26 protein-coding genes and 1 pseudogene are annotated in these 24,479 nt (G+C 60.1%); 20 read left to right on the top strand and 7 right to left on the bottom strand.

Annotated features, from left to right (window positions below):
- Positions 1-43: 43 nt before the first annotated feature.
- From hemN to I3J27_RS34290, 3 genes are all read right to left on the bottom strand, one after another.
- Entirely contained in the window at positions 44-1,378 is a 1,335-nt protein-coding gene (gene hemN / locus I3J27_RS34300; protein ID WP_270163270.1) for an oxygen-independent coproporphyrinogen III oxidase, read from the bottom strand.
- Between the two features lie 103 nt (positions 1,379-1,481).
- Positions 1,482-2,354, bottom strand: coding sequence for a xanthine dehydrogenase (locus I3J27_RS34295; protein ID WP_270163269.1), 873 nt, complete (start codon positions 2,352-2,354; stop codon positions 1,482-1,484).
- Positions 2,355-2,949: 595 nt separating this feature from the next.
- Positions 2,950-3,540, bottom strand: a complete 591-nt coding sequence (locus I3J27_RS34290) for a hypothetical protein (protein WP_270163268.1) — start codon at positions 3,538-3,540, stop codon at positions 2,950-2,952.
- 279 nt (positions 3,541-3,819) lie between these two features.
- Between I3J27_RS34290 and I3J27_RS34285 the strand changes: the two genes are divergently transcribed.
- From I3J27_RS34285 to I3J27_RS34195, 19 genes are all read left to right on the top strand, one after another.
- The gene (locus I3J27_RS34285) at positions 3,820-4,134 is read left to right on the top strand and encodes a HesB/IscA family protein (RefSeq protein WP_270163267.1); all 315 of its coding nucleotides are present in this window, start codon (positions 3,820-3,822) and stop codon (positions 4,132-4,134) included.
- 17 nt (positions 4,135-4,151) lie between these two features.
- A complete protein-coding gene (locus tag I3J27_RS34280; RefSeq protein ID WP_270163266.1) occupies positions 4,152-4,442 on the top strand; it encodes a NifU family protein in 291 nt (96 codons plus the stop codon).
- Positions 4,439-5,632: a cysteine desulfurase NifS gene (nifS, locus tag I3J27_RS34275; RefSeq protein WP_370691912.1), complete on the top strand. Its 1,194-nt coding sequence runs from the start codon at positions 4,439-4,441 to the stop codon at positions 5,630-5,632. Before I3J27_RS34280 ends, nifS begins: the two co-directional genes overlap by 4 nt.
- Positions 5,633-5,636: 4 nt before the next feature.
- Positions 5,637-5,861: a putative nitrogen fixation protein NifT gene (gene nifT, locus I3J27_RS34270; RefSeq protein WP_027545445.1), complete on the top strand. Its 225-nt coding sequence runs from the start codon at positions 5,637-5,639 to the stop codon at positions 5,859-5,861.
- Positions 5,858-6,721: an SIR2 family NAD-dependent protein deacylase gene (locus I3J27_RS34265; RefSeq protein WP_270163265.1), complete on the top strand. Its 864-nt coding sequence runs from the start codon at positions 5,858-5,860 to the stop codon at positions 6,719-6,721. The genes nifT and I3J27_RS34265 overlap by 4 nt, the downstream gene beginning before the upstream one ends.
- A gap of 381 nt (positions 6,722-7,102) precedes the next feature.
- A complete protein-coding gene (gene nifB / locus I3J27_RS34260) occupies positions 7,103-8,599 on the top strand; it encodes a nitrogenase cofactor biosynthesis protein NifB (RefSeq protein WP_270172956.1) in 1,497 nt (498 codons plus the stop codon).
- Between the two features lie 12 nt (positions 8,600-8,611).
- Entirely contained in the window at positions 8,612-8,836 is a 225-nt protein-coding gene (locus I3J27_RS34255) for a 4Fe-4S binding protein (RefSeq protein WP_027545442.1), read from the top strand.
- A 135-nt stretch (positions 8,837-8,971) separates the two neighbouring features.
- Positions 8,972-9,292 (top strand): nitrogen fixation protein NifZ, encoded by a 321-nt coding sequence (locus I3J27_RS34250; protein WP_270163264.1) that lies wholly within the window; start codon positions 8,972-8,974, stop codon positions 9,290-9,292.
- Entirely contained in the window at positions 9,289-9,534 is a 246-nt protein-coding gene (locus I3J27_RS34245; RefSeq protein ID WP_270163263.1) for a hypothetical protein, read from the top strand. The genes I3J27_RS34250 and I3J27_RS34245 overlap by 4 nt, the downstream gene beginning before the upstream one ends.
- A complete protein-coding gene (locus I3J27_RS34240) occupies positions 9,531-9,890 on the top strand; it encodes a DUF3024 domain-containing protein (RefSeq protein WP_270163262.1) in 360 nt (119 codons plus the stop codon). The genes I3J27_RS34245 and I3J27_RS34240 overlap by 4 nt, the downstream gene beginning before the upstream one ends.
- 36 nt (positions 9,891-9,926) lie before the next feature.
- Entirely contained in the window at positions 9,927-10,196 is a 270-nt protein-coding gene (locus tag I3J27_RS34235; protein WP_270163261.1) for a DUF6129 family protein, read from the top strand.
- Between the two features lie 977 nt (positions 10,197-11,173).
- A complete protein-coding gene (gene nifH, locus I3J27_RS34230; RefSeq protein WP_027545437.1) occupies positions 11,174-12,058 on the top strand; it encodes a nitrogenase iron protein in 885 nt (294 codons plus the stop codon).
- 157 nt (positions 12,059-12,215) lie between these two features.
- Positions 12,216-12,896 carry a nitrogen fixation protein NifQ gene (locus I3J27_RS34225; protein ID WP_270172955.1) on the top strand — a complete coding sequence of 227 codons (681 nt, stop codon included), beginning with the start codon at positions 12,216-12,218 and terminating at the stop codon, positions 12,894-12,896.
- 685 nt (positions 12,897-13,581) lie between these two features.
- Positions 13,582-14,772: a homocitrate synthase gene (nifV, locus tag I3J27_RS34220; protein WP_370691911.1), complete on the top strand. Its 1,191-nt coding sequence runs from the start codon at positions 13,582-13,584 to the stop codon at positions 14,770-14,772.
- 200 nt (positions 14,773-14,972) lie between these two features.
- Positions 14,973-15,314 (top strand): nitrogenase stabilizing/protective protein NifW, encoded by a 342-nt coding sequence (gene nifW, locus I3J27_RS34215; protein WP_270163260.1) that lies wholly within the window; start codon positions 14,973-14,975, stop codon positions 15,312-15,314.
- Positions 15,315-15,799: 485 nt separating this feature from the next.
- Complete coding sequence (locus I3J27_RS34210) at positions 15,800-15,991, top strand: adenine nucleotide alpha hydrolase family protein (RefSeq protein WP_270163259.1); 192 nt, start codon at positions 15,800-15,802, stop codon at positions 15,989-15,991.
- A 225-nt stretch (positions 15,992-16,216) separates the two neighbouring features.
- Positions 16,217-17,326: an electron transfer flavoprotein subunit alpha/FixB family protein gene (locus tag I3J27_RS34205; protein WP_270172953.1), complete on the top strand. Its 1,110-nt coding sequence runs from the start codon at positions 16,217-16,219 to the stop codon at positions 17,324-17,326.
- Between the two features lie 11 nt (positions 17,327-17,337).
- Positions 17,338-18,645, top strand: coding sequence for an FAD-dependent oxidoreductase (locus I3J27_RS34200; protein WP_270163258.1), 1,308 nt, complete (start codon positions 17,338-17,340; stop codon positions 18,643-18,645).
- A 35-nt stretch (positions 18,646-18,680) separates the two neighbouring features.
- A complete protein-coding gene (locus tag I3J27_RS34195; protein WP_270163257.1) occupies positions 18,681-18,974 on the top strand; it encodes a ferredoxin family protein in 294 nt (97 codons plus the stop codon).
- Between the two features lie 217 nt (positions 18,975-19,191).
- Here I3J27_RS34195 and ahpD read toward each other — a convergent pair whose 3' ends face one another.
- Both ahpD and I3J27_RS34185 read right to left on the bottom strand, forming a co-directional pair.
- Positions 19,192-19,737 (bottom strand): alkylhydroperoxidase, AhpD family, encoded by a 546-nt coding sequence (ahpD, locus tag I3J27_RS34190; protein ID WP_270163256.1) that lies wholly within the window; start codon positions 19,735-19,737, stop codon positions 19,192-19,194.
- 6 nt (positions 19,738-19,743) lie between these two features.
- Positions 19,744-20,298, bottom strand: coding sequence for a peroxiredoxin (locus tag I3J27_RS34185; RefSeq protein WP_270163255.1), 555 nt, complete (start codon positions 20,296-20,298; stop codon positions 19,744-19,746).
- Positions 20,299-22,636: 2,338 nt separating this feature from the next.
- Between I3J27_RS34185 and I3J27_RS34180 the strand changes: the two genes are divergently transcribed.
- Positions 22,637-22,843 carry a cold-shock protein gene (locus I3J27_RS34180; RefSeq protein ID WP_270163254.1) on the top strand — a complete coding sequence of 69 codons (207 nt, stop codon included), beginning with the start codon at positions 22,637-22,639 and terminating at the stop codon, positions 22,841-22,843.
- A gap of 154 nt (positions 22,844-22,997) precedes the next feature.
- Here I3J27_RS34180 and I3J27_RS34175 read toward each other — a convergent pair.
- Both I3J27_RS34175 and I3J27_RS34170 read right to left on the bottom strand, forming a co-directional pair.
- Positions 22,998-23,222, bottom strand: a pseudogene (locus tag I3J27_RS34175) (ATP-binding cassette domain-containing protein); the annotation flags it as partial.
- A 74-nt stretch (positions 23,223-23,296) separates the two neighbouring features.
- Complete coding sequence (locus I3J27_RS34170; protein WP_270163253.1) at positions 23,297-23,554, bottom strand: hypothetical protein; 258 nt, start codon at positions 23,552-23,554, stop codon at positions 23,297-23,299.
- Positions 23,555-24,479: the final 925 nt, after the last annotated feature.

Here is a 24,479-nt window from a genome sequence, read left to right as displayed (position 1 = left end):
CCCTTCCCGGCGGTTGCCTTCCACAAACGTCATCCGCATCGGACTAGTAGGGCGAGCGGTCGAGATAGGCGTCGAATGCGCCAGCGACAGTGCGGAGCAAGAAGCGGTACTCCCGCCTCACGCGGATGAAGCCGCTTTCGATATCCACGACCCCGTCCTCGGCGAGCATCGCCAAGCGTTCAGCTGAATCGAGCAGGGGAACCGGATCAAAATCAAAGGCCGCACAGATTGCCGGAACATCAGCCTCCAGGTCGCACATCAGCCGCTCGATGATCGCGGCCCGGACGCGGTCTACGTCGCAGAGAGGATAGCCCTTTGACGTCGCCAGACGGCCAGCGCGGATGTGTTGCGTGTAGGAACCCGTTGCAACCTCGTTCAGGACATAGCCGTGGCCGACACGGCCGATGGCCGAGGCACCGAGGCCGATAACGGTTTGACACGTATCAGCCGAGTACCCCAACGAGTTACGTCGCAAGCGACCGGTCTTCTGCGCCAGCGCGAGTTCGTCGTCCGGCAAGGCGAAATGGTCCAGCCCGATTTGGCAGTACCCGGCAGCAACCAGCGTGTCGCCCACCGCCGCAGCCTGTTCGGCACGGGCAACCGTGTCCGGCAGCAGGGCCTCATCGATCAGACGCTGATTTTTCTTGTAGGAGGGAACATGCGCGTAACCGGACACAGCAAGGCGGTCGGGGCGCATCGCCACCACCGTCTCCGCGGTCCGGACGCAGGACTGCACTGTCTGATTTGGCAGACCATAGATGAGGTCGAAGTTGATGCGGGTTATTCCATTCCTGCGAAGATTTTCGACGGCACCCGCCGTCTCCGCTTCACTCTGGATCCGGTTGACGGCCTTTTGAACGACGGGATCGAAGCTCTGCACACCCAGGCTTGCGCGGTTGACGCCGGCCGCTCCGAGAGTTTCGGCCATTTCGACCGTGAAGGTGCGCGGGTCGATCTCGACGGCGACCGCAGCCCCTTCCCTGAAGGTGAAGCGGCGGCGCAGGACGTCCATCAGGGCCGGGAACTCGGATGGCGGGATGAGGGTCGGGGTTCCGCCGCCGAAATGCACATCGCTCACGGGCAGCGCAGGCGGCGCTTGCGCCGCGACCAGACGGGTTTCCTCATGCAGGACCGCCAGATAGTCGAGGATCGGCGCATCCCGGCCAGTGCTGGTCCTCGGAAAGCCGCAATACCAGCAGATCGACCGGCAAAATGGAACGTGGATATAGAGCGACACGGCGTCGTCGGTCGGCAGGCGCCTCAGCCATTCCTCACAATCCTTGGGGCCGACCGCTGCCGAGAACTCCGGCACTGTTGGATAGATGGTGTACCAAGGCAGGCGGGCATCGTAATGCCTTTTGAGGATTGAGGTCTGCAACGTTACTGTCCCATGCTGGCTCGGCCCGCCCGCTGCGGGGCGGGTTTGTCGATCTGTCCAAAAGGCAAAGTGACGCGCTCCAGGCGCCTGGTGCGGCGGCGCGTCACGCGTGTCCCGACATCTCAGGTTGAACGACCAGGCCGAACCGCTGCGCCGCACCTCGAAGGACCGCACTTAGCGCCGCGTTGGCGATTGCCCGGCCGCGGTCGTCGATACCGGTCCATTGCGCCAGTACGCCGCGCGGGTCGATCTCGAGCAGTTTGACGCCGGAAGGAACCTCGGTCCCGTCACGGATGATGCCGCGCAAGACGCCATCGCGCGGCGCCATGACGGGCGCGCCGGAAAGATGGCCGAGCACGAGATCCTTCTCGACATGCGTTCCAATTGCGACTGACGCTCGCCAGGTGCCATCAAGGCCGGAATAAACGAAACGTTCGGCGCCGAGATCACCGAGTCGGCTCGCAACTCCGTCAGCCGCATCCGTCCAGCCGTCTCGCTGGACCAGGCCGATTCTGCCGGGCCGGGTTTCGATCGCGACATCGCAATTCGAGCTCTTGGAGAAGCCTGGGCCCAGACCTATGGTCAGTCCCGCGAGCCGCCGCAGGTCGGGCCTGATCTGGCGCTTCTGCAGACGCGCGTCGATCAGCACATCAATGCGGCGGATCGGAAGGAGGTCGACAAGACCGAGACTGGAGACGATGACCCGTCTTCGTCGGCTGGCGTCCCCGCGGATCGCCCTGAGCACCTGCATGGCGTCGTCGAGGCGTTCACCCACAATATCTTCGACCTGTGCCGTCCCGGCGAACAGCGCGTCATGGAACGCCATCCTGCGCCGCATCACAGGCGGATCGGGATCGTGCGACAGCACCACGCAAGTTCCGCCGCGCGCAAGATGGACGGCGATCGCAGACGCAATCTCATTGGTGCCGAGGATAATCACGAACAGTCGATCCTGACGATCAGTTTCTAAAGACATTCAGACCTCAAATCGAAGTGTCCTCGCTTCTGCAAACGCTGCCGACAAAGCAGCTGCGCTGGATGATTGCGTCGAACACCTGAGCAAGAGCCGCGCCAATTGACAGATGCCTTGGTTCTCTTGCCGCGAACGATTGCAGGACCGTTCAGCATGAGTTCTGTCCCAAAGCAACGAACGGCTTGTTGAAGAATCGCGAACCTGTTTGGAAACCCACATCGCGCAGAAAGCCAGAGCATCCACGTCGGTTCTGGGTCCGAAAGCGTTCAGTGCGCTAGCCCCGTGGGTTTCATCTCGCGATCGTTGACGAGGACGACAGCCGCGGGCCATTGGTTGCCTTGTAGGGTGCCGGGGACTCTGTTCGTTGCACCGCAAGGGTGGGATCGCCGTCAATTTGAATTCCAGCGCAAGAAGTTCCTGGCCGCACCGGCATCTGTCCGATCGAGTCGCCGCGGATCGGCTCCGCGCGTCGAGCGGCCGCCGCGTTGATCGCGTCGCAACGCGAGCGGCTCGCGCTCATCACTCCGATGGAAATGGACCGCGACATCTGCTGACGGCGCGACCTGGAGGCCGCTTCGACGAGATCCAAAGTCAGCGCTCAGACCGGGCGATTCTGGTTGCGGTTTTTCACGGGCCCCATCCGCTTCAGCCCGTCTTCGTAAGGGATTTCCTCATAGGAGGCATCGAGAGCTGTGGCTGCGTCGAGCAGGTAGTCCAGCTTGCCGCCTGCATCGAATTTCTTGAAGTCGTTCTTATCGAGCCCGGCCAGGTCCATCATCTCTTTCCAGACCGTCGATTCATCGCACGGGAGGATGTGAAAGGTGATGTCGCCGACCTTGGTCCGGTATTTCGCCAACAGATCTATATTGTTGCAGAACATGAAGTAGCGCCCGTCGGGCCTCAGCGCGCCGTCCAGAACGCTGCTGACGTCGGTCAGATAGGCCAATGAATGCAGATAACCGGCCAGCACCGGGATTGTGCTTTCGCCCTCCTGCGCGACCGTCAGGACCTGCTCGATTGAATAATCCGGCGGCCGCTTCTCGTCCGCGAGCTGGGCCTGGAACTTCAACGCGATATCGCCACGAAAACCGAATCGGCCCGGCCTGGTCGTCTCGCCCTTGAGAACGGCATTGAGAAGTCGCCCCTCCTTGTCCAGCCCGCCGAGCGCGGTGTTCTCGATTGCAGTCATGAAAATCGTCCTCGATCTAAGCTCATCGCCGGCCCACGACCGGCGCAGCACGGAAATGCAAATTGCTTGCCGACCCATGCACCGCATTTCATCTGTGTAAACGCCTGAAGAAACTCGCAAGCGCGCTTAAATCCCGAAATCGCCGCGTCGGGAAGCCGACACGAGTCGCAAAGCCAACAGGCGAGAGTTGAAAAACGGAAGCCTTATCAGGCGCGCGTGCGCTGGCATGCGAATTGCCAACTTGCAGTCAGCCGAGCCACGCGAGGTGAAAGAGTGAGCATGATCAAATTGACAGATAACGCACTGAATGCGGTCAGGGGGGTGATTTCAACATCGGGAGCAAGCGGCTTGCGCATTACGGTTGAGTCCGGCGGCTGTGCCGGGTTCAAATACATCATGGGCTTGGCCAATGAGACGACGTCGGACGATAAGGTGATCGAGCGCGACGGGGTCAAGTTGTTCGTCGACAACGACAGCCACAAATATCTCGCCGGCACCACCATCGATTTCGTGTTGGCGCAGGAGGGCTCCGGATTCACTTTCGACAACCCGAACGCCAACGCGGGCTGCTCGTGCGGTAAATCCTTCAGCTGATGAACGAGGTCGCAAGCATGCTGGCCGAATCCAAGCAACTGAAGCAAACGACGGCCGCCGAGATGGACCGGGAGCAAGTGATTTGCGCCGTGCTCGAGGAGGTCCGCCCCAATCTGAAGCGCGACGGTGGTGACTGTCAGCTGGTTGCGATCGACGGGACCAAGATCATGGTCAAGCTGACGGGGGCCTGCGTGCTCTGCAAGCTGTCAGCTGCGACGCTGGAGGGCATTCAGGCGCGGCTGATCGAAAAGCTCGGCGAATTCGTTCGCCTGATCCCGGTTGCCGGCGCGCCGACGGCGCCATATTGAGCAGGGTTTCAGTGGCTATTTATCTCGACAACAATGCGACGACCCGAACGGATCCGTCGGTCGTGCAGGCCATGTTGCCGTTTTTCGCCGAGCGGTTCGGCAATGCCTCCTCAGCCCATGCCTTTGGCAGGCAGGTCGCGGGCGCCATGCGGCAGGCACGCCGCAGCGTGCAGGCGCTCGTAGGGGCTGCCCATGATGACGAGATCGTCTTTACTTCCGGCGGGACGGAATCCAACAATGCCGCCATTCTCTCAGCGCTGGCGACGCAGGAGGGCCGGGACGAGATCGTCACCACCTCGGTCGAGCATCAGGCGATCCTGGCGCTGGTCGAACAGGTGGCCCAAAGCGGGGCCAAGGTTCATCTGATCGCGGTGGATTCGCGCGGCCGGCTCGACCTTGAGGCGTTTCGATCGGCGCTTGGACCACGTACGGCGATTGCATCGGTGATGTGGGCCAACAACGAGACCGGCACCATCTTCCCGGTGGAACGTCTGGCTGGATGGGCGCGCGCCTCCGGCGCGCTGTTTCATACCGATGCCGTGCAGGCGGTCGGCAGGGTACCCATTGACCTGAAGGCCAGCGTTATCGACATGCTGTCGCTGTCCGGGCACAAGCTGCATGGACCCAAGGGGATCGGCGCGCTTTACTTACGCAAAGGCTCGACATTCAGGCCGCTGATCCGGGGCGGAGGACAAGAACGCCGGCGCCGCGGGGGAACCGAGAACATCCCCGGCATCGTCGGTCTCGGAAAAGCGGCAGAGCTTGCTGCAGAGCGGCTCGACCGAGCGCGCGTTCGTGTTGCTGTGCTGCGCGATCGTCTGGAGCAGTCGATCTTACAGAACGGCCGCTGCACGGTTCTTGGCGACCACTGTAACCGGCTGCCGAATACAACCAATATCGCCTTCGAGGATCTCGAAGGCGAAGCGATCGTCCATCACCTCAATCGCGCCGGCATTGCCGCGTCGCTCGGGTCGGCCTGTAGCTCAGGCGCGATGGAGCCATCGCATGTACTACGCGCCATGCATGTGCCGGCGAGCAGCCTGCCCGGCGCGGTTCGCTTTTCGCTGTCCCATGAAACCACCGCTGAAGAAATCGATCAGGTCGTGCGTGCACTGTCCGACATCCTGGTTCGTCTGCGTGGCATGTCCCGAGAGCTCGCCCCGCTAGCAATCCGTAATTCCTGGAGTTGATCGCATGAAAGTCATGATCCGCCGCTCTCCCGAGGCGGGCCTGTCGATTTATGTGCCCAAGAAGGATCTTGAAGAGCGGATCGTCGAATCCGAGCACGAGACACTGTGGGGCGGTTGGATCAGATTAACGAATGGATGGGTGCTCGACCTGCCCGAGATGGCGAGCGATACGCCGCTGCCGATCACGGTCAATGCCAAAAGGATTGGCGGGGACGGCGATGAACGATGAGCGCAATGCCGCAAATCAACTGTCTCAAAGGGACGGATGCAGAGGCGCTGCTCGCCAACGTTGCGACCAGACTGCATGCCGGCAGCATTGTTCCCTATCTCGGGCCCGGGTTCGCCGAGTTGTCCAAGCCTGACGTGCCAGTGACACCTGATGCGCTGGCGATCTTCTTCGGCACCAAGGTCGCGCTGCCGCGCCGGGCCCGCGGCAATGCCTGGGCTGCAGCACAGCATATCGAGAGCAACAAGCATCGGTCTACCGTGACAGGGTTGATGGCTCAGGCGTTCGCCGCACCGGTCGAGCCGACAGCCTTGCATCGTCATCTTGCTGCGTTACGCTTACCGATGATCGTCGATAGCTGGTATGATGGCGCGATGCGCGCAGCACTTGGCAAGCGTGAGGGATGGGGCGAAGTGCAAGGGATTACCCGCGCTGGCATCGGCGAGGTTCGCTGGTACCGTTTCTATGATGCCGATGGCGTAGAGGTCGAGTCCCCGGCTGCCGGCGCCTGGACCACGGTCCTCTACAAGCCGCATGGCGGCGTGCTGCCGGCAAGAAACTTCCTGATCTCCGACGCCGACTATGTCGAGGTCCTGACCGAGATCGATATCCAGACGCCGATTCCGGAGATCGTCAAGCAGCGGCGGCTTGGGCGGAGCTTTCTTTTCATCGGCTGTCGGTTCGACGATCAACTGCTACGCATTTATGCGCGGCAGATCACGAAGCGCTCGGCAGACGTTCATTATGCCATTGTCGAGCCGGATGCGCTCTCGCGCAATGAGCTGCGGTTCCTGCTCGACCAGGGCTTGACCCCGCTGGCGATTGCGATCCCGCGCGCCGTGGAGATCTTGCTGGCCAATTAGAGGCGCTGGCAAAGCGAAGTCCGCCCACCTCGGTCCAGCCGCGGCAGCCATCCGATCACAGTGAAATGTGCCGGTGCCGCTGAGCGGGAGCGTCGACGGACAGGTGCCGTGATCGCTCCCCGGATCCCACCGTCTGTCGCATTTCCAACACGCCGCAGGCTCGCTGTCGGCTGCACAACAGCGCGGATCGCTCTGTCTAACTAATTGGCGGAGATGAGAAAATCCGTCGCCTGCCGCGATGGCATGTGAGTTGCTAACCCACGTTCAAAGGCTCGCTCAGGAGTGGCTCCGGGAAGCCTGTTTGGCTTGGAGAAAGAACTGGACATGGACGCAGTGGAGCGCGGCAGCAGCGCTAGAAATGCACGAGAAGGCGGCGGGACCATGCTGGCCGCCGAGCCCAAGAGCTGCGGCATCTCGGTCGGCGGCAGCAAAGCGCGCTGCGGGGCACACAGCGGCCAAGGCGATCTGCCGCCGGCGATCTGGGACAAGGTGAAGAAGCACCCCTGCTACAGTGTCGAGGCGCATCACCACTACGCGCGCATGCATGTTGCGGTTGCGCCAGCTTGCAACATGCAATGCAACTACTGCAATCGTAAATATGACTGCGCCAATGAATCGCGCCCGGGCGTGACCAGCGAGAAGCTCACGCCCGAGCAGGCGGCCAAAAAGGTGCTCGCGGTCGCCTCCCGCATTCCGCAGATGACTGTGCTTGGCATTGCCGGTCCCGGCGATCCCCTGGCCAATCCAGACAAGACCTTCAGAACTTTCGAGCTCGTAGCCAAAGCTGCGCCCGACATCAAACTGTGTCTATCGACCAACGGGCTCGCCTTGCCCGATCACGTCGATACCATCGCCCGATTGAACATCGAGCATGTCACCATCACAATCAATATGATCGATCCCGAGATCGGCGCCCGGATCTATCCGTGGATCTTCTATAATCACAAACGCTACAGCGGGCTCGAGGCAGCGAAAATCCTGACCAGGCGTCAGCTCAGTGGTCTCGAAATGCTCTCCGCGCGAGGCATTCTCTGCAAGGTCAATTCAGTCATGATCCCGGGCATCAACGAGCGGCACCTGGTTGAGGTCAACAAAGCCGTGAAGTCGCGTGGCGCTTTCCTGCACAACATCATGCCGCTGATCGCAGCCCCCGAGCACGGCACCATGTTCGGTCTCAAGGGCCAGCGCGCGCCGAGGACAAGCGAATTGAAGGCACTGCAGGACGCATGCGAAGGCGAGATGAACATGATGCGCCATTGCTGCCAATGCCGCGCCGACGCGGTCGGACTGCTCGGCGAGGATCGAAGCGCGGAGTTTACGAAGGAGAAGATTGTGACCATGACCGTCAACTATGACCCTGAGGCGCGCAAGGCCACCCAGGCTGGAATCGAGGCGGAACGCCGCGCCAGGATAATGCCAAGGCAGGAGGAAGTGCAGGAGCATGCAGGCGGGACAAGCGATATCAAAGTGCTGATCGCGGTCGCAACCAAGGGTGCTGGCCTGATCAATGAGCATTTTGGGCATGCCAACGAGTTCCAGGTGTATGAAGTATCGCAATCCGGCGCCAAATTCGTCGGTCACCGCCGCGTCGATCACTACTGCCAGGGCGGTCATGGCGCGCCGGATGACCTTGCGGCCATCATCCGCTCCATCAATGACTGCCATGCCGTGTTCGTCGCCAGGATCGGTGGTCGGCCGACAAGCGAACTCCACAAGGATGGCATCGAGCCGGTCGATAAATACGCGCACGAGTTCATCGAGACGTCCGCGATCGCATGGTTCAGCTCTTATCTTGAGAAGGTGAAGAGCGGCGAGATCCAGCATGTCGACCGGGGTGACGGAGCGATCCGGCAGGACCCGATGATGTCGGTGGCGTGAAGAGGACATCGGATGCCGTTCAAGATCATTTCTTCGCAATGCACAGGCTGCTCCGCTTGTGAGACCGAATGTCCCAACGTGGCGATCTTCGAGAAGGGCGGAACGTTCGTGATTGACCCGAAAAAATGTACCGAATGCATCGGTCACTTCGAGGAGCCGCAATGTGTTGCGGTCTGCCCGGTCGACAAGACCTGCGTCATCGACACCTCATTGCCGCGATACCAGCCGCCGGCCTGAACGAGCGTAAGCGTCATGGAGTTCACGTTGACGGTCGCTGCAGAGAACATCGCCCGCTTCATCCCGGCAATCGCGGCCACGGCGGCCAGCGAGCTCGCAGAATGCGGCCCGATCAAGTTCACGACGCAGTGATGCATGAGCAACATCGTCCGCGACAGTGACGTCATAGAGCTGGATGGACCGCCGGTCTTCAACCTTGGTGAAAAGGTGAAGGCCAATCGCACCGTTCGCAATGACGGGACCTACGCCGGCAAAGAGATCGGGGACATGCTGGCCAAGAAAGGCGAGGTCGGTTACGTCGTTTCCATCGGGACGTTCCTGCAGCAATTCTACGTCTACGGTGTCGAGTTTCTTGAAACCGGCAACCGCGTCGGAATGAAATGCAAGGAACTTGATTCGGTGGACGCGGACTCTGAGCTCGACAGTCGGCCATTGCGGGAAGGGCCCCCATCATGATCGCGCCCCTTCATTCGACATCCGAATGGCGCCCGCGGCTCAAATCCGTCGGCGATCTCATCAACGGCGGCTTGTTTCACGCCTGCGCGCCCTTGACGGCTCTTGTAGGCACTGGCCGCATCGGTGAGATCGTGCGCTTGAGAGCGAGCACGCAAGCGAACATAGGGACCTTAGTTTTGCCGGGCGGCCGGTCGGCTGTCCTGAAGCGCAAAGAACGCGGCTTTAAGGGGCTTTCGCAATGAATGCAGCGGTCATGAAAAGGGCAGTCATCGGCCTGAACGCTCACCCGAACGAGGTCGATCGCAAGCGGATCGAATGCGCATTGGGCTCCCGCAGACGCTATCGTTATGTCTCACCCAGTGTGAAGCCGGTTAAGGGGGGATATCTCATCGAGAGCCCTTGCTGCTCACGCGACATCGACAAGGATGGCGGCGTGATCGAGGTCGCGTTGATCCATCATGACGCCGTGTGCGGACTGTGGAAGATGTTTTGGAAAGACCATGCGCGAGGAATTTGGCAATTCCACAGCGTCCATCAGCGGCTGAGCGCAGCGACAGATGAGCTAAATGCCGATCTCGACCGAGTGTTCTGGCGGTAACGCTACTGTTTACACACACAAACGATAAAGTTGGTCATGGCACTGGACGAAAACGAACTGATCGAACTTGAACAACTGATCACGGCGGCAGAAGGGCGCGCGAGCCCCTTGACCGAGCTGCGGCGGCGTTTTCCCCATCTCGCCCTGGTGCGATGCGATGCGTCTGATGTCACCGAGCCGCCCTTTCGCAGCTTTCCTCATTATGACCTGCACTTGATCGACCGGTCCGAACACTGCGTCCAGATCACAGCCGATCCGCTGCTGGCGATTGGCATTGTTTTGGCGGCAAGGGACCCTTCGGGGTGACTGGGGTTGCATTCGCAGACGTTCACGGCCCTTTCGCGGGTGCGGTCATAGCGCATCACCGTTGCCGCCGTGACGAGTTCCGGGACGTGGAAAAGATCGCCGATGTTGGGGTGCGCTGCCGCTTTCGCACCGATGAGGATCGAATTCGCGGAAACGATGACTGGCGCGTCCATCAACATGGGCGCGCGCAGTTCTCTGCGAGGAACCTCTGGAACTTGATCGAAGGCAGCCGATCCGGGGGCGGCCATTTGGGTCAGCCGTTGATGTCTCGATCGCGATCTCCCCGTCGATTGTCGTGAAGAAGCCGCATGCGAGCGGCCTGAGTCAGGCTCTCGATGATCGATCAGCGCCCGCTCATGCGTCGTCGCGCTCGTGAGGACCCCCGCCAGCACAGTAGAATTCGAGCCAATCGACATCATCCCTGCGCGCTGGCACTCGGAAGCGTCTCGGTTTCGATGTCGTGATGCTGCGCGAACGGGAAGACCAACCGGTCATCACATCTTCATCAAGCGCGAGCACCTGTCTTTGGTCTGCAGCGCTCAAGTTTCGACGCTGGTCGGAGCATCATTTCTGAAAAGCGTACCGAGAGGCTCGACCGCAGTTGCATTTCAAACCATCCGCAGTTCCGTCTGGCGCACGAATGCGCCGCAATCAATCTTATGTTTCGTCAAAAATTGTGAGCGCTGTCAGATTACACACAGCCGCACAGCTGCTGTCAGGTTCGAAACATCCAGCGCGATGAGAAATCTCGCGAAGTTGTAGTGCATCATCAGAAGCTTAAACAGGCCGCCGGCGTTGGCACGGCAGTTGCTACTGCGATGCAGCAACACTGAGTAAGGGCTGAGTGCACGCCGACGCGCAAGACGAGCGATGCTCTCCTACCCTTGGACCCGTGTGCCCCGTTTCTCGAAAGAGAAACAAGCTCGCGTGCAAAACAGCACGCAATCTTTGGCAAATCGGTTGATGGAGAGAGCAACATGGCTTCACTGAGACAAATCGCGTTCTACGGCAAGGGTGGTATCGGAAAGTCGACCACGTCCCAGAACACCCTGGCGGCGCTGGCGGAGATGGGTCACAAGATCCTGATCGTGGGCTGCGATCCCAAAGCGGACTCCACTCGCCTTATTCTGCACGCCAAGGCGCAGGACACGATCCTGAGCCTGGCCGCCAATGCCGGCAGCGTCGAGGACCTCGAACTCGAGGACGTGATGAAGATCGGCTATAAGGACATCCGCTGCGTCGAGTCGGGTGGCCCGGAGCCCGGGGTCGGCTGCGCAGGCCGCGGCGTCATCACCTCGATCAACTTCCTGGAGGAGAACGGCGCCTATGAGGAGCGCGACTACGTTTCCTATGACGTGCTCGGCGACGTCGTCTGCGGCGGCTTTGCGATGCCGATCCGCGAGAACAAGGCGCAGGAAATCTACATCGTGATGTCCGGCGAGATGATGGCCATGTATGCCGCCAACAACATCTCCAAGGGCATTCTGAAATATGCGAGCTCCGGCGGCGTGCGGCTCGGTGGCCTCATCTGCAACGAGCGGCAGACCGACAAGGAGCTGGAGCTCGCGGAAGCGCTCGCCAAAAAGCTCGGCACTGAGCTGATTTATTTCGTGCCGCGCGACAACATCGTGCAGCATGCGGAGCTGCGGCGCATGACCGTGTTGGAATACGCGCCGGACTCCAAGCAGGCGGATCACTATCGCAACCTCGCGGGCAGGATCCACAACAATGGCGGCAAGGGCATCATCCCGACTCCGATCACCATGGACGAGCTCGAGGACATGCTGATGGAGCACGGCATCATGAAGGCCGTTGATGAGTCCATCGTCGGGAAAAGCGCTGCCGAACTTGCAGCATCGTAAAAGGACGCAGCGCGACAGCACCGGCCCTCCCAATCCAAAACGGAGGGCCGGCAGTCGGGCGAAAGGGTGGCTCCCAAGGGCCGACGCGGTGATGCCAACTTGACCAATGTGGAAAGGGTAGCGGACGCCCATGTTCGAAGAGCAGTTCTATCCCGTTATGGTTGTCGAGACGAATGATGGGAGCGTCCAGGGACGTGGCGCAATTGCCAGCTATCGCCTTCTGACCGGGATGCTCCCCGCAGATGCCGACACAAGCAATGACATCAGTTTCGACCGCCACGTGCTGGCGTCCATTCTGGCTGCCGGTGCGATGGATGGTGGTCTTTTGTCCGAGAAGGTCGGCCTGTCCAGCGATCAGTTGGCGGCGTTGCTCAAGCAACGCTTTCCATCGGTTCGGATCAAAGAGGAGGAGTTGCCGCGGGATTTCGAGCACGTCGACAACGACGAGGTCACAATGGTACGTGATCTCTTGCTGGCGCAACGATCGACGGAAGGGGACACCAGCCGTTGGCTGGCCGCGATGATCGCGCGCCGCGTCATGGAGCCGAATCATCTGTGGGCAGATCTCGGATTGCGCAATCGTGGTGAACTGTTGCGTCTCCTCAACCGCCATTTCGGGCCGCTCGCCAGGCGCAACGTCAACAACATGCGCTGGAAGCGCTTCTTTTATCGCAGGCTATGCGAGGACGAGGGGCTCATCTTGTGTACGACGCCGGTGTGCACAGAGTGCAAGGACTTCAACTACTGCTTTGGCGATGAAAGCGGTGAGAGCCGCATGGCCGAGCGCCGGCGTGACGTTCTGTTGGCGCCGGCCGCTCCGGTCGCGGGCGGCAACTGACCCGTATTCCCGCCTCCCGATAGGTAGTTCTTTGGCGCAACTGCCGCCCGACGGTCGCGCAGCTGGCCGACGAGGTGCAGGTGACGCGGCCAAATCTGGTGCAGCGGATTACGGCGCCAACCAGCGGGACGCTCTTCTGCTCAGGCCAGCTTGCGCCTACGCCGCAAGCCCTGTGGTCCGAAGGGAACTGTGCTTTGCCGGCGCTGACACAGAATGCGGCTGCGGCGATGTGTTCAGGAGAGGCTGCTAAACTCCCTCGTTGCGGGGCCGGTCGGCCGGCGTCCATAAGACCGTGGATCAGTCGCGCAAGCGGTCCTGTTGCGTTTGGTTGATGCCTGATCTCTCACGACCGTTTTCGACACCGATACCAGCCCGCATCCGTCACGTTGTTTACGGCGGCGTCGTCCTGGTCACTATAACCGAAGCAAATCTCCTGATGCGATGTGCTCGGGTTAGCGAACCGATGAACCCTGACGCGTCGGTCTGACAGTCGATCCGCGCCGTAACCCGAACTGATCAGGCAGAATGGTGAGAGCTCAACTGGCGCGTCTGTTTTGCGACACCGTCGTTCTGGTGACATCCGACTGCGGGCGAAAAATGATGGATCTTCAATAGTGTGGGATCCTGCGGGCGTGGCATGCGGTTTGCCAAAGCAGTCCTTGCCAAGCACAATCAGGAGGCTTCGTTGATTGACGCCAAAGCCATCGCTGCCAAGCCGGCATGGTCCGATTCGCTGTGGAACCAGCGGACCGTGCTCAATGACACCACGCTGCGCGATGGCGAGCAGGCGCCTGGTGTTGCGTTCACCACAGCTGAAAAGGTGGCCATCGCGCATGCGCTGGCGCGGGCCGGCATCACGGAGATCGAGGCGGGGACCCCCGCCATGGGCGATGATGAGATCGCGGCCATCCGTGCCATTGTCGAGGAGGGGCTGCCGCTCACCCCTATTGCGTGGTGCCGCATGCGTGAGCCCGATGTCGACGCGGCGATCGAGGCCAAGGTGTCGATGGTCAATGTTTCGATCCCGGCTTCAGACGTACAGATCGCGGCCAAGCTGGGCGGGAATCGCGACCAGGCCTTGCAGCAGGTGAAGCGGGTAGTGGGCTACGCCCGCGAGCGAGGGCTCGATGTCGCCGTCGGAGGCGAGGACTCCTCCCGCGCCGATGTCGACTTTCTCATCAGTCTCATCGCGGCTGCGGAAGCCGCGGGCGCGCGCCGGTTTCGTGTCGCCGACACGCTCAGCGTCCTCGATCCCGACTCCGCCTATGCGCTGATCGCGCGCCTGCGCGCCAGTAGCGATCTCGAGCTCGAATTTCACGGCCATGACGATCTTGGGCTCGCGACCGCCAACACGCTCGCTGCCATCAGGGGCGGCGCGAGCCACGCTTCCGTCACTGTCATCGGGCTCGGCGAACGGGCCGGCAATGCGCCGCTCGAGGAAGTTGCGGTCGCACTCAAACAGCTCTACGGGCGTGACACCGGCATCGTGCTGCCGGAGCTCATAGAGGTCGCCGCACTCGTCGCGGCCGCGGCCACACGTGCGATTCCTCTCAACAAGGCGATCGTCGGGGAGCATGTGTTCACGCACGAATCCGGCATTCACGTCGATGGACTGTTGAAGGACGAACGCACCTATCAAGCGCTCGACCCGCACTTGCTGGGTCGCTCCAATCGGATCGTGATCGGTAAGCATTCCGGGCTTTCGGCCATCACCAAGCTGCTCGGGGAATTGCAACTCGCCGCCACCACCGAGCAGAGCAGACATATCCTGTTCCGGGTGCGAAAATACGCCATCGAGCACAAGCGGCTGGTCGCGCGCGAGACGGTGGCGGCGATCTGGCGCGATGTTTGCGAATGCTCGTCCGACCGCACGTGAGTGAGCTTTCGAGTTCTACTTGGCCGGCCACGAAATCGATCGGAACTCGACCGAAGCGCTCGCAGATCGCGTCGAAGTCCGAGGACATGGGCTGTGTGGCCATCTCCAACAGTACACACGTGAAACGGCCGCTTCTGCGAACTAACCAGGAGCTGCCGGATCTCGACCGAGACGGGTGAGCCAATCCAGGGAAAATTTCGATGAGCAATAAATTTCAGCAGACCGGCGTCCTCGACCGGCTCAACAAGGCCTCCTCGGCTGAGGAGATTTTTGCGCTGCTTGGCGTCGACTACGATCCCAAGATCGTCAATGTCGCGCGCCTGCATATCCTAAAGCGCATGGGACAACATCTCGCCAAGGAGCAATTCGCCGGTGTCGCGGAAGGGGAGGTCGTTGCGCGCTGCAAGGCGATGCTGGAGCAGGCCTATGCCGATTTCGTGGCGTCTTCGCCAATCGACCAGCGGGTCTTCAAAGTCTTGAAGGATGCGGTCGCGGAACCCAAAAAGCCAGCCGCCTTCGTGCCGCTCAATACGTTGAAATAGCGTTCTCTTGAATGCCGTCTGCCGCAGATAGCTGCGGCGCGCCTCTTCGTTCGGTCGAGTCTGTGGAGCGACGCGGGAGACGCCCTGTCGCGTTTCCGACGTATGTCGCGGCCCTGTTGTCCCCGTTGCCAAGAACCAAGTTAGCAACTGCGCCCAATACATTTCTTTGGTGCATGACCTCGCGGTGTTCTCAGTTGGTATGACACTTGCTGCTCTGCACCTAGGTCCGCGCAACAACGAATCGAGCTTGTCCTGGAGAAGCGCATGCATAGCGTCGTCCGCATCAAACAGGTCCCCGCCGCGCCAGCGAAAATCCGTGCGCGGTTCCTGTCAAACACGATCGTGCAGCGGGGTGTGCCGACCAACTGTCACGCACCCGCAACCGCGGAGATAGCCGTTAGTTCCGTGACCAGACGGCCGGCGAGACCGACGTGCACGCTATGGAACCGTATTCACCTGAGCCCTGACTGCGGAAGGTGCGCACCTTGGGTGCCGAAGCTGCGGTGCTGTTTACCGAATGCTCCTTTGTTGATGACGCGACGCTACCCACGACGTACGCGCGCACGACCGCGATCTCGAAGACCAGGGAGCTATCTGGTGGGACCGCTGTCGTATTCATTGGCAAGTCGGCCATTGACAGCGATCCGGCCCAGGTCGACCCCTGGATCGCAACGTAGTCCTGTTTATTGCAAGCTCAACCACCTCGCCAGAACCGTCGGTCTCGATCTCCGCGTCCGACGCTTCTGATGCGGAGCACCGAGGGTACCGTCCTCCGCGAAGAAGGCCCTTGCTGTGAACCGCGAGCAACCGGCGAACGCGCTCATCAGGACCATGTTCAACCGACAGTCGAAGCCAGAGCCCGTGTCGCGCAGGCGCGTGGATCGGAAGGAGAATGCAAAACCATGAGCAACGTCATCAAGGCTCCCACATCAGCCGCAGCGGGCCGCGCAGCAACCAAGAAGCAGTTGCCGGACCGATTCAAAGCCTACAAACATGTCTGGGTGTTCGTCGAGCAGGAGCGCGGGCAGGTCCATCCCGTCTCATGGGAGCTTATGGGGGCGGGCCGCAAGCTTGCCGACAGGCTGAAGGTTAAGCTTGCGGCTGTTGTCGTCGGCCCTGAGGGCGAGGCCACACGCAACGCCGCGCTCGAAGCTTTCTGTTACGGCGCCGATTTGACTTATCTCGTGGCCGACAATGTGCTCTCGGATTATCGTAACGAGTCCTACACCAAGGCGTTGTCCGATCTCGTTGAGATCTACAAGCCCGAGATCCTGCTGTTAGGGGCAACAACGCTCGGCCGCGATCTTGCCGGCTCCGTCGCCACGACTGTCCTCACAGGGCTCACCGCCGACTGCACCGACCTCGACGTTGACGCGGATGGATCGCTTGCAGCCACCCGTCCGACCTTTGGCGGCTCGCTGCTCTGCACGATCTACACGCTGAATTACCGGCCACAGATGGCAACCGTCCGCCCGCGCGTGATGGCGATGCCGGAGCGTGTCGCGCGCGATCCCGGCCGCATCATCGTCCATCCGCTCGGCCTGGTGGAAGACGATATCGTGACCAAGGTGCTGTCGTTCATCCCCGACCGTGATTCTGCCAAATCCAATCTCGCCTATGCCGACGTCGTGGTCGCCGGCGGGCTTGGGCTCGGTTCTCAAGAAAACTTTCAGCTTGTGCGCCAGCTCGCTGGCGTGCTCGGCGCCGAATATGGCTGTTCCCGTCCGCTCGTGCAAAAGGGATGGGTCACCTACGACCGACAGATCGGCCAGACGGGTAAGACGATCCGGCCAAAGCTCTATATCGCCGCGGGCGTTTCCGGCGCGATCCAGCATCGGGTTGGCGTCGAGGGCGCCGATCTGATCGTCGCCATCAATACCGACAAGAACGCGCCGATCTTCGACTTTGCCCACATCGCGATTGTCAGCGACGCCATGCATCTTTTACCGGCGCTGACGGACGCATTTCGGGCGCGGCTCTCGCCGCACTCGCGCGACCGGATAGCGAGCTAAAGGAGGTTATCATGATCGAGGAAAGATTCGATGCAATCGTTGTCGGCGCCGGTATGGCGGGCAACGCGGCGGCGTTGACCATGGCCAGGAAAGGCATGAAGGTGCTACAGCTCGAGCGCGGCGAGTATGCCGGATCAAAAAACGTTCAGGGCGCAATACTCTATGCCGACATGCTGGAAAAGCTGATCCCAGAGTTCCGGGAGGACGCACCGCTTGAGCGACATTTGGTCGAACAACGGTTCTGGATCATGGATGATCGCTCCCATGTCGGGCTGCATTACCGCTCAGAGGACTTCAATGAGGAGCGGGCTAACCGGTACACGATTATCCGGGCCCAGTTCGATCGATGGTTCTCCTCAAAAGTGCGCGAGGCAGGCGCGACCGTGCTGTGCGAGACCACCGTCACCGATCTTGCGCAGGATGCCTATGGCAGAGTCATCGGTGTTCGTACAGATCGGCAGGACGGCGAAATCCATGCAGATGTCGTGGTGCTGGCCGAGGGCGTGAACGGACTGCTTGGCACGCGGGCGCGCCTGCGCGAGCGCCCCAAGCCGAACAAGGTGGCCCTCGCGGTGAAGGAAATGCACTTTTTGCCGCGCGAGACCATCGAAGCGCGTTTCAATCTGAGCGGCGACGAAGGCGTTGTCATCGAAGCTGCGGGCACGATTTCCGGCGGCATGACGGGAATGGGCTTCATCTACGCCAATAAGGAGTGCATTTCGCTCGGCATCGGGTGTCTTGTCGCAGACTTCCAGCGCACTGGTCGGACGCCCTACGAGCTGCTCGACCACTTCAAGCGCCACCCGTCGGTCGCGCCTCTGATAGAGGGGTCTGAGGTCAAGGAATATTCCGCGCACCTCATCCCCGAGGGCGGCTACAAAGCCATCCCGCAGCTCTACGGAGACGGTTGGGTCGTGGTCGGTGACGCGGCGCAGCTCAACAACGCCATTCATCGCGAGGGGTCCAATCTTGCGATGACGTCCGGACGGATCGCGGCCGAAGCAATCTTCCAGATGAAATCGCGCCGGCTTGGCATGACCGCGGAAAATCTCGCGCTCTACAAGAGGATGCTGGATCGCTCCTTCGTCTTGAAGGACATGAAGAAGTACAAGGACATGCCGAGGCTGATGCATACCAACTCGCAAAACTTCTTCCTCACCTACCCCCAGCTCATCTCCAAGGCGATGCAGACCTACCTTCGGGTTGACGGTACGCCGAAGTCTGAGAAGCAGAAGTCGACGCTGAAATCCTTCGTTAATGCGCGGTCCTGGATAGGGCTGTTCGGCGATGCATTCCGCTTCGCCCGCGCTTGGCGCTAATTCGAAACGCGCACCCGAAACCAATGAGGCTGACTATGGTCGAGAGATCAGTGCGTGTCGAAGACAAGTTGTTTTGCAACCGCTACCTTGTGGACGCCGGACGGCCCCACATCAAGGTGCGCGCACACACCAAGCCCTCGCCGCAGCTCCTTGCGCTTTTGAAAGCCTGTCCAGCGCGTTGCTATGACCTCAATGACAAGGGCCAGGTCGAGGTCACCGTCGACGGCTGCATGGAGTGCGGCACCTGCCGCGTCATCGGCGAGCCCACGGGCGACATCGAATGGAGCTATCCGCGGGGCGGATATGGGGTGTTATTCAAATTCGGGTGAGCGGACTACGATTGCCTCCGCGCTATCGGTGAGGCGGAGAAGATCTCACGGCGGAGTCATTTCGCCGTACCTTAGGTGCGTGCAACAGGCCGAAAATCGACCGAGGCTCAAATATTCGGATGCAAGGGCACACTCGGCGAACTCAACTCGTGAATAATAGGCGTCCACCCCGAGCCTGCCCCGGGAGGGGCGAGGCGAAGGGTGCGGGGAGGGCGGATTACTCCGCCGCTTGTGGCGTGCAACGCCCTGCCGCCTCGATCGCAACCGCAACTGACTGCACGATCGCGGCAAAGCGCACGGCCGTTTGAATTGCATCCGAGCTGACGCCGGCCTGCCGCAGCGCCTTCTCATGGGCGTCCATGCAGGCACCGCACCCGTTGATCGCGCTGACTGCGAGTGCCCACAACTCAAAATCGGCTCTGTCCACGCGCGGATTTCCAAGCCAATTCATCCGCAGCCGAGCGGGCATTGTCTTGTATTCCGGGTTTGAGGCGAGATGAACGAAGCGGTAGTAGACGTTGTTCATCGCCATGACGGATGCTGCGGATTTCGCCGCCTCGACCGCCGCTGGCGTCATCACCACGCTTGCGGCGGTTTCCATTGCGGCCGTCACGATCGGATTGCGGGACGCGATCGCGCTCGCCAGCAACAGCCCGTATTTGCTTTGTGATGACAGTGTTTCGTCCGCCATCATCGACGCAAGGTTGAGCCTGACGTCCTTGGCGAAATCCGGAATCCGGTCTTTCAACTGATCGATCGACATATCCCCTCAAGCGACTTTCAGTGTCTCCCCGCCGACCTCGCGGTTGCAGGGGCAGAGCTCGTCAGTTTGCAGGGCGTCCAAGACGCGCAGCGTGTCCTTCGGGCTGCGGCCGACATTGGGATTCGTGGCATAGACATGCTGGATTGTATTCTCAGGATCGACAATGAAGGTCGTGCGATGGGCAACGCCATCGGCCGAGCGGCCACCAAGACCGTCGACGAGCGCGCCGTCCGTGTCGGCAAACTGCCAAATCGGCAGATGGTGCAGGTCCTTGTGCTCGCGCCGCCAGGCAAGCTTGCAGAACTCGTTGTCAGTCGAGCCGCCTAGCACGACCGCATCGCGGTCTGCGAAATCCTTGGCCAGGCGGGCGAATTCGGCGATCTCGGTCGGGCAGACAAAGGTGAAATCCTTAGGGTAGAAGAAGATGATTTTCCATTTCCCAGGAAAGCTCTTTTCGGTCAGCGCCTCGAAGGCGCTCTGTCCCTTCTCTTCGTGCAAGTGAAAGCCGGGCTTTACCCCGATGATTTGGAACGACGGCAACTTACTTCCAATTCCAAGCATTTTGTCCCCACTCGTGTGCTTAGGGCGAACCCAGTGAACTGCATCAGCGAAGCAAGCGATGTGCCATGAGATCGTTCGGCTTAACTGTCGCGACTACAACATTCCCTTCGTGCTTATGACGGGTTCAAGCCATGCTGTGACATCAAAGACTGTGCCTCCCGAATTCAAACTGTCCTGGACCGGGAGATCCGAAGAACGAAGATCTATCGCGAGCTCCGTCGACAGAACGCGACCAACAGGACAGGCGCCCGGCCCCGATCCGTGAGCAGGCCCGCGAAGATGTCCACGGCGAGAAACAGAATGAGGCTAGAGGCAAGGCCCTGAGCTTGTCGGCAGCAAGCACTACGGCTCGAGTTGCAGCCCAGGGCAGGGAGTTGTGACCGCAAATAATCCGCGGCGCGGTCGAGGTCTCTCGACGCTGGGCACCTGCGGTTTTTGGCTGCAACGACATCCTCAAGTTGCGCGGTTGAATGAAGCGGTGCCATCTTCGTCTGCTTGGCCTGCAAATCACCACCAAGCGATTTTTCAATGAGCCTTTCCTCCGGACTGTCTGGGCGGAAACCTGAGCATACCGGAGGATGATTCCGTTCCTGTGGGAACATGGAAGTGCTACCGACTAAGCTCAGGCCAATAGGCATACCGTTTGCTATTGACGATGAGCGATACGCGTCGAGTCCACTGGGATGAGGGCGCATTGTATCTCATTCATCATTCTCGCTGGGCAATGCACTTAGCCTGGATCCGATGAGCCTGCCCATATCCCAGCCCAAACCCAATGCCGCGCAGTGAGCAGCATAGGAATCAGGAGACCAGATGATCAAGGCCAGGATGGAAAGAGTCCGCGAACTAATTCGGTCACTTGAATCGGTCCAAGTGCGAAGTCAGTCTCTCGACAAAGAACAGAGTAAGCTCGAAGGCAGGTCGTCCTCCTTGACCGAGACCGGGGTTGGTAAGAACAATGCAGCGCATTCCCGGCGCGAAGCTAGCGGCGACATCCAGAGTGCCATCGATCACATGAGGGTCGCTGTCGGTGATGACGGCCATGTCGGAACCTAAGGCAGCACCAAGCCGCCCAATCATTGCCGCGCTGTCAGGCTCACGCCGATACGCTTCTCATGAAACACTGGTGAGCAGCCTTGGCTAGAATGGCGCGCTCCGGCGCCCAGCGCGGCTGGTTGACGCTATGGGCGACAGGCGCTCGATCTGCCGCCAGGTTGTTTGCCCGTACAGTGCACACTGCCAGAGAACAGCAGAGAAAGACGTATTGACCCACCTGTTGACGGCGGTTCCTTTTGAGGCGCGACAAGTTCTTCAGGAGAAAGCGATCGAAGAAAGCCCGTTTGATGTGGGTAAATCACTCTTTATAGCCGCGCGATAGTCCGCGAGTTCCACCGCGAACGAACGGCAGCGCACGTGCGGTACTAGGCCGATCGAAGCCGAGATCACATTGGCTATCGTTCGGCTATCAACGATGTGGCCGACCCGCAACTCACCATGTTCGGAGTCGTAACAAAGACTTGGCCGCAAGGGAGTATAACCTGCCGCTGCGGGCGGCTGACAACGCTCGATGGACACTGGCGCTGGCGCCGGCTGTTGTGAAGCACTGTAGGGAAAGGGAGGTTACCGGAAGCCCTGTGGCGCCAACGACTATGGGGTTACTCTTCTCGTCGCCGTGCTCACCGCCGTACCTTTAAGCGGAATGACTTGCTGATTAGCCGCCAGAATCCCGAGGGGTCCGCCAGCTGACCGTTTTTCTTGAGAACGGTCCAGATCTTGCGGATCCGTGAATTGCCGAACTCGTCATTGTGTCTTCCAGAACCCCAGGGTGACCTGAAGCAATCTAGGCGAAACGTAAATATATATATGAGTTGTGAGCCCCTCGCATTCCCGGTTCGACGATGAAGTCCACGGATTGAGGTGCGTGCGTGACCAGTCTGATATCTTCGCGGCTCATGATCTGCAGGCGCAGCAGCGAGTCGATCAGATCGGCCAGTGCCGTACCCGCAATGCGCATTAGGCGGGCGACGGCACCCCAGTGCGTCGATAATCGCCGTGGCGGTGTTCAGTAGCTCGGAGCAACTACATGCTGTCCTCAATCGGGGGCGGCTTTTATTGAAGAATGGCCTCGTCCACACAGAAGACGGCTTGGCCCGCCTTTCCTCCGATCTGGTTGTCGGGGCGCGCCAGTGGAAATCACTAGTCTGGCTCAAAGCTTGCAATAGGTGAGACGAAGCAGGAGACATGGTAGGGGCGCTTGGCGCTCAGTCCCGCCGGTCACGGCGTCGGCCGTCTGCCGTTCATGCAAGTTCGAGTCTGAGTACTGTTGGAGATTGTGAAAGTGGCGATCGGCTTTGTGAAGTGGTTCAATCCTGAAAAGGGGTACGGATTTATCAGGCCTGAGGACGGCAGCGCTGACGTCTTCGTTCATATATCGGCGGTCGAAAAAGCGGGGTATAAAACTTTGGCTGAGGGCTCGCGCGTGAACTACGAACTCGTCCCCGGCCGCTCCGGCAAGATGTCGGCTGAAAACCTTAGTGTTGGCTGAAGCCGACCTCTGTCGTGGTTAGGCCGGCGGATCGGGAGGAGGCCTGTGTGCCACCCGTTCAGTTCAACTGACGTGTACGTCTGCCCCCTACGACCATCTGACGCTGCTCGATGACCCATCCTCCTTCATGAAATTCCCGGAGCCTCAGCCCGTCCATTACGAGGTGATCGGCGAGATGTTCAATCTCAGCAATGTCATGACTGATGTAGATCATCGGCACGGCGAGCTTATCATTCAAGCGTTTAAGACATGGCAAAATCTCACGCTTGGCGCGATCCAAGGTTGCAAGTGGTTCGTCCATCAGAAGAACTCTTGGCTGAGACAATGGGGCGCGGCCGATGGCGACGCGCTGCCGCTCGCCGGCGGAGAGGTGCGCTGGCGGAGCGCAATCGTGATATCGGCCAATTCTCCTCGCCGACGCGCAACAATCGCGCCGGTCAATTCTGCGCTGATCTATCCGGCCATGCGCTTCGTACCTGCGCCCCCCGGATTGGCACAAATATTGAGCTCGATTTCATGCGACATCTCGACGATGAATTCTGGATGATGGCCATTCTCGCACAGCGCGTACTTGAATGCTTGGGCGCGGTTCACGAACAGGCCGCCAAAAATGCCGTTCTGTTCGCAGGCAACCCAGTGACCGCGACGATTCCTGCCAATCAATACAGTTGGTGCTGTGGGGCTGCACGAAGAAGGTTCGACGAGCTTCATGACCACGATCCTTCGCTAAGCTCGAATGGGGGCGCCTCAGTCGACCTCTGCCAATCCATACCGCTCAAAGGTCGTTGGCGCAGGATCGTTGGGTCACACAGGCGCTCGAACATCTGCCTCTCGCAGTCCGCTTGGCCTTTACCGTTTGCAAGCGATCACGACCAGGATAGTTAGAGCGAATTCCATTAGCGGCTCCGAAATGAAGGCGCCGTATTGGCAGCGGCTCCTCCTTTCACCCTTCAGCAATCGGCGTGCCACTCGCGGAATCTGTCGCGTCTCGCCTGACGAAGAAAATTCGCGCGTTTGACACCGTCTCGGTAAACGCACCGACAAGGTCAACGATTGCACGAAGTCCGAGAGCAATGGAATGTGCGTCTCGCGTCAAGCATATAGGACTACTGGAGTACGAGGACACCCAGGGTTGCTGCTCGACAACGCACACTCTCGTAAGGGAAATGAATGCTCATCGCTGGCCATGCCGTGGCTGATAACGCCCGATGTGAGCTGGATGGCCGGTCGGGAGCGCGCAGACCGGCTTGGCACCGAAGGGCGTGCGCTCGTCTGTCTGAAGCCAAACGGACTTTTGTCCAGAATCTACGAGGCTGTTTGGAGCACGACATTGCGCTCTCGAAAAACGCGGAGGTCTCGCCCCGACGTGCTAAGAGAGATCCTGCTCCAACCTCGCTGGAGAAAGCCAGAAGGACCCCATGCCAGTCAAAAGTCCGCTTCCCATTGTCTTCAGCCAAGCGAATCAACGTATCGTTTTCCTGCAAACTTTGTTGCGAGCACTGCTACGTTCCCGAGGAATATCGAGATCAATCCAACGCGGCTCTTGAAGCCATCACAACGATCTGTCGCGGAGATGACAAATATCGTCGACCTTTCGTCGACATGTATTCTCCCTGAGAAAGGTGTAATTGACAGG

Source organism: Bradyrhizobium xenonodulans (assembly GCF_027594865.1).
Taxonomy (GTDB): domain Bacteria; phylum Pseudomonadota; class Alphaproteobacteria; order Rhizobiales; family Xanthobacteraceae; genus Bradyrhizobium; species Bradyrhizobium xenonodulans.
Note: the sequence above shows the minus strand (reverse complement) of the source record. Positions and strands in the feature narration are given on the sequence as shown.